Genomic DNA, 5,350 nt, shown 5'->3' on the forward strand with positions numbered 1-5,350 from the left:
CACTTGCTTGGTGTCCCGTTGAAAATCGGTCAGGACATGCTTCGACACATACCAAAAGTCGCCATGGTCGCAAGATTGTGGTGCGCAACAGGTTTTTGTTGGAGAGTTTGATCCTGGCTCAGGACGAACGCTGGCGGCGTGCTTCACACATGCAAGTCGAACGGAAAGGCCCGCTTGCGGGTACTCGAGTGGCGAACGGGTGAGTAACACGTGGGTAACCTGCCCCCATCTCTGGGATAACCGTTGGAAACGGCGGCTAATACCGGATACGACCTGGCTCCGCATGGTGCTGGGTGGAAAGTTTTTGCGGTTGGGGAGGGGCCCGCGGCCTATCAGCTTGTTGGTGCGGTAGTGGCGCACCAAGGCGATGACGGGTAGCCGGCCTGAGAGGGCGGTCGGTCACATTGGGACTGAGATACGGCCCAGACTCCTACGGGAGGCAGCAGTGGGGAATTTTGCACAATGGGCGGAAGCCTGATGCAGCGACGCCGCGTGAGGGATGACGGCTTTCGGGTTGTAAACCTCTTTTATCCACCACGAAGGCGGTGTATTCGCACCGTTGACGGTAGTGGTTGAATAAGCGCCGGCTAACTACGTGCCAGCAGCCGCGGTAAGACGTAGGGCGCGAGCGTTGTCCGGATTTATTGGGCGTAAAGGGCTCGTAGGCGGTTGATTGCGTCCGCCGTGAAAGGCCTCGGCTTAACCGGGGTTTTGCGGTGGATACGGGTCGACTTGAGGCAATTAGGGGAGATCGGAATTCTACGTGTAGCGGTGAAATGCGCAGATATGTGGAGGAACACCGGTGGCGAAGGCGGATCTCTGGGATTGTTCTGACGCTGAGGAGCGAAAGCGTGGGGAGCGAACAGGATTAGATACCCTGGTAGTCCATGCTGTAAACGGTGGGCGCTAGGTGTGGGGTCACGTTGGTTGATTCTGTGCCGTAGCTAACGCATTAAGCGCCCCGCCTGGGGAGTACGGCCGCAAGGCTAAAACTCAAAGGAATTGACGGGGGCCCGCACAAGCGGCGGAGCATGCGGATTAATTCGATGCAACGCGAAGAACCTTACCTAGGTTTGACATCACCCGGAAACCTCTAGAGATAGAGGCCTCTTCGGACTGGGTGACAGGTGGTGCATGGCTGTCGTCAGCTCGTGTCGTGAGATGTTGGGTTAAGTCCCGCAACGAGCGCAACCCTTATCCCGTGTTGCCAGCATTCAGTTGGGGACTCACGGGAGACTGCCGGGGTTAACTCGGAGGAAGGTGGGGATGAGGTCAAGTCATCATGCCCCTTATGTCTAGGGCTTCACGCATGCTACATTGGCCGGTACAGCGGGTTGCGATACCGTGAGGTGGAGCGAATCCCTGTAAAGCCGGTCTTGGTTCGGATTCGAGTCTGCAACTCGACTCGATGAAGGTGGAGTCGCTAGTAATCGCAGATCAGCAACGCTGCGGTGAATGCGTTCCCGGGCCTTGTACACACCGCCCGTCACGTCATGAAAGTTGGCAACACCCGAAGCCTGCGGCCTAACCGGTTTACCGGAGGGAGTGGTCGAAGGTGGGGCTGGCGATTAGGACGAAGTCGTAACAAGGTAGCCGTACCGGAAGGTGCGGCTGGATCACCTCCTTTCTAAGGAGTCCCGACCCCCCTTGCGAGGGGGCGTCAACCATCCGAGCCCGCTAGAGCAATCTCGCTCTGGTGGTTACCGCTCGGGTGTGTATGGACTAAATGTTTTGAATGGTGTGTCGACTGCACGTTGCACGAACGTTGGTTCGTGAATCCATCCTTGGCTCTCTGGGTTTTCCCAGGGGGCCGCACCCTGTTGGGGTTCTGAGACAACACGTCTCTGAGCCTGGTCGTGTCAAATGGTCTACGAGTGTGTGGGCGGATTGTCGCGGTCGCTGTGTTGTTTGAGATTTGTATAGTGTGCGTGAGTGTCTTTGTTTCTATCTGATTTGACCGTGTGTTGGTTAAGTTGTGTAGGGCGCATGGTGGATGCCTTGGTGCCGGATGACCGATGAAGGACGTGTGAGGCTGCGATATGCCTGGGGGAGTTGCCAACTGGACTGTGATCCCAGGGTTTCCGAATGGGGTAACCCAGCCGTCTTAATGGGCGGTTGCCGCTGGCTGAATGTATAGGCTGGTTGGTGGTGTGGCGGGGAAGTGAAACATCTCAGTACCTGCTGTGGAGAAAACAAGAGTGATTCCGTGAGTAGCGGCGAGCGAAAGCGGAGGAGGCTAAACCTGGTTCGTGTGATAGCCGGCAGGCGTTGCGGGTCGGGGGTTGTGGGACATCGTCGTTGAGTACTGCCGTGCTCAGGTTCACGCAGCATTGTCTAGTCGAACGGTGTGGGAAAGCCGACCGGAGAGGGTGAGAGTCCCGTAGGTGAAGGGCAGTGTTGGTGTTCGGATGGTGCACCCGAGTAGCGCGGGTTTCGTGGAGGCTCGTGTGAATCTGGCAGGACCGTCTGCTAAGCCTAAAGAGGTCCGGTGACCGATAGTGGAGAGTACCGTGAGGGAATGGTGAAAAGTACCCCGGGAGGGGAGTGAAAGAGTGCCTGAAACCATGTGCCTGTAAACCGTCAGAGCCCGGCGTTGAGTTTACTCAGCGTAGGCGGGTGATGGCGTGCCTTTTGAAGAATGAGCCTGCGAGTTATGGTATGCCGCGAGGTTAAGCCGTTGTGGTGGAGCCGGAGCGAAAGCGAGTCTGAATAGGGCGTTGAGTGGTGTGTTGTAGACCCGAAGCGGGGTGATCTACCCATGTCCAGGGTGAAGCGGCTGTAAGAGGTCGTGGAGGCCCGAACCCACCTAGGTTGCAAACTGGGGGGATGAGGTGTGGGTAGGGGTGAAAGGCCAATCAAACTCCGTGATAGCTGGTTCTCCCCGAAATGCATTTAGGTGCAGCGTCGCATGTTGCTCCGTGGTGGTAGGGCGCTGGTTGGGTGATGGGCCGTGTCGGTTACTGAGCTCAGCTAAACTTCGAATGCCATGGTGTTGAGTGCGGCAGTGAGTCGGCGGGTGAGAAGATCCGTCGTCGAGAGGGAAACAGCCCAGATTACCGGCTAAGGCCCCTAAGGGTGCACTGAGTGGAAAAGGATGTGGGGTCGCGTTGACAGCCAGGAGGTTGGCTTAGAAGCAGCCACCCTTGAAAGAGTGCGTAATAGCTCACTGGTCGAGTGGTTCTGCGCCGATAATGTAGCGGGGCTGAAGTGCACCGCCGAAGCCGTAGCAATGCCGTCCAGATACGTCTGGGCGGGTTGGGTAGGGGAGCGTCGTGCATGGGGTGAAGCCAGGGGGTAACCCATCTGGTGGACTTTGCACGAGTGAGAATGCAGGCATGAGTAGCGAAACACAGGTGAGAATCCTGTGCGCCGATTGACTAAGGGTTCCAGGGGACGGTTGTTCCGCCCTGGGTTAGTCTGGGCCTAAGGCGAGGCCGAGAGGCGTAGTCGATGGATAACCGGTTGATATTCCGGTACCCGAGTGCCGCGTATGAGTGATAGCGGTTGTGCTAACCGGCTGCAAGCCGGCGAGCGCCGACCTTCGGGTCGGTACTTGTCAGTGAGTGGTTGGGGTCCTTTCCGTGTGTAGCGTAGTGATGGAGTGACGCAGTGGGGTAGCTGTACCGTCTGGTGGATTAGGCGGGGTAAGGTGGTAGCCCGAATCTCTAGGCAAATCCGGAGGTTCCCAGTTGAGTCTGGAGGGTGAGCGCTGAAGCATAGGCCTTTAGGCTGAATTCGGTGATCCCGTGCTGTCGAGAAAAGCTTCTAGCGAGTGGTAGTCGGCCAGTACCCTAAACCGACACTGGTGGTCAGGTAGAGTATACTGAGGCGTTCGAGTGATGTGTGGTTAAGGAACTCGGCAAATTGCCTCCGTAACTTCGGGAGAAGGAGGGCCCCGGCTGGTGGTGCGTGCGCACGGAAGCTGGTTGGGGTTGCAGAGGCCAGGGGGAAGCGACTGTTTACTAAAAACACAGGTCCATGCGAAGCCGTGAGGTGAGGTATATGGACTGACGCCTGCCCGGTGCTGGAACGTTAAGAGGATCCATCAAGGCCTTTGGCCTGCAGTGGTGAATTGAAGCGCCAGTAAACGGCGGTGGTAACTATAACCATCCTAAGGTAGCGAAATTCCTTGTCGGGTAAGTTCCGACCTGCACGAATGGCGTAACGACTTCCCCGCTGTCTCAACCACATGCTCGGCGAAATTGCAGTACGAGTAAAGATGCTCGTTTCGCGCGGCAGGACGGAAAGACCCCGGGACCTTTACTATAGCTTGGTATTGATGCATTGCTTGGTTTGTGTAGGATAGGCGGGAGCCTGGGAAGCTGCGACGCTAGTCGTGGTGGAGGTGTTGGTGAAATACCGCTCTGATCTGGTGGTGTGTCTCACCCGCGGCCCTGATCGGGTCGGGGGACAGTGCCTGGTGGGTAGTTTAACTGGGGCGGTTGCCTCCTAAATGGTAACGGAGGCGCCCAATGGTACCCTCGGGCCGGTTGGAAACCGGTCGGTGAGTGTAAGCGTAGAAGGGTGCTTGACTGTGAGACCGACGGGTCGAGCAGGTGCGAAAGCAGGGGCTAGTGATCCGGCACCGACGTACGGATGTGGTGTCGCTCAACGGATAAAAGGTACCCCGGGGATAACAGGCTGATCTTCCCCAAGAGTCCATATCGACGGGATGGTTTGGCACCTCGATGTCGGCTCGTCGCATCCTGGGGCTGGAGTTGGTCCCAAGGGTTGGGCTGTTCGCCCATTAAAGCGGCACGCGAGCTGGGTTTAGAACGTCGTGAGACAGTTCGGTCCCTATCCGCCGCGCGCGTAAGAGATTTGATGAAGGGCTGTCCCTAGTACGAGAGGACCGGGATGGACGAACCGCTGGTGTGCCAGTTGTCCCGCCAGGGGCATGGCTGGTTGGCTACGTTCGGGAGCGATAACCGCTGAAAGCATCTAAGCGGGAAGCGTGCTTCGAGATGAGATCTCTGTCAGCGTATGCTGGTGAGGCGCCCTGTAGATGACGGGGTTGATAGGCTCGACATGGAAGCGTTGTAAGGCGTGGAGTGGACGGGTACTAACCGCCGAGAACTTAACATTACATTCGGTCTTGATAGAAACTGACATTCACGCACACTATGCGATTCTGAGACAACACTGGTTCTCAGGCTCGATCGCCCGTCACGGGCTGTTGTCCGTGATGGTGCTTGATCGCTGAACGGATCAGTGGTTGTTCACTGGTTTGTTTGGTGGTGAGAGCGGAAGTGACACACCCGGTCCCATTCCGAACCCGGTCGTTACGGCTTCCAGCGCCGATGGTACTGCACTCGAGAGGGTGTGGGAGAGCAGGACACCGCCAAACATT

The 5,350-nt window shown here is 57.3% G+C and carries 3 rRNA genes; all 3 read left to right on the forward strand.

The features are described from left to right. The first annotated feature begins 95 nt into the window (after positions 1 to 95). The 3 genes from ACGGCP_RS26875 (at position 96) to rrf (ending at position 5,347) form a co-directional block, all read left to right on the forward strand. Positions 96 to 1,627: ribosomal RNA gene (locus tag ACGGCP_RS26875) — 16S ribosomal RNA — on the forward strand. A gap of 339 nt (positions 1,628 to 1,966) precedes the next feature. Beyond that, positions 1,967 to 5,085: ribosomal RNA gene (locus tag ACGGCP_RS26880) — 23S ribosomal RNA — on the forward strand. Between the two features lie 145 nt (positions 5,086 to 5,230). Further along, positions 5,231 to 5,347: ribosomal RNA gene (gene rrf / locus ACGGCP_RS26885) — 5S ribosomal RNA — on the forward strand. The 16S, 23S and 5S rRNA genes sit together here, the layout of an rRNA operon. Positions 5,348 to 5,350 lie beyond the last annotated feature (3 nt).

Origin of the sequence: Glycomyces sp. NPDC048151 (assembly GCF_043202775.1) — a bacterium.
Classification (GTDB): domain Bacteria; phylum Actinomycetota; class Actinomycetes; order Mycobacteriales; family Micromonosporaceae; genus Glycomyces.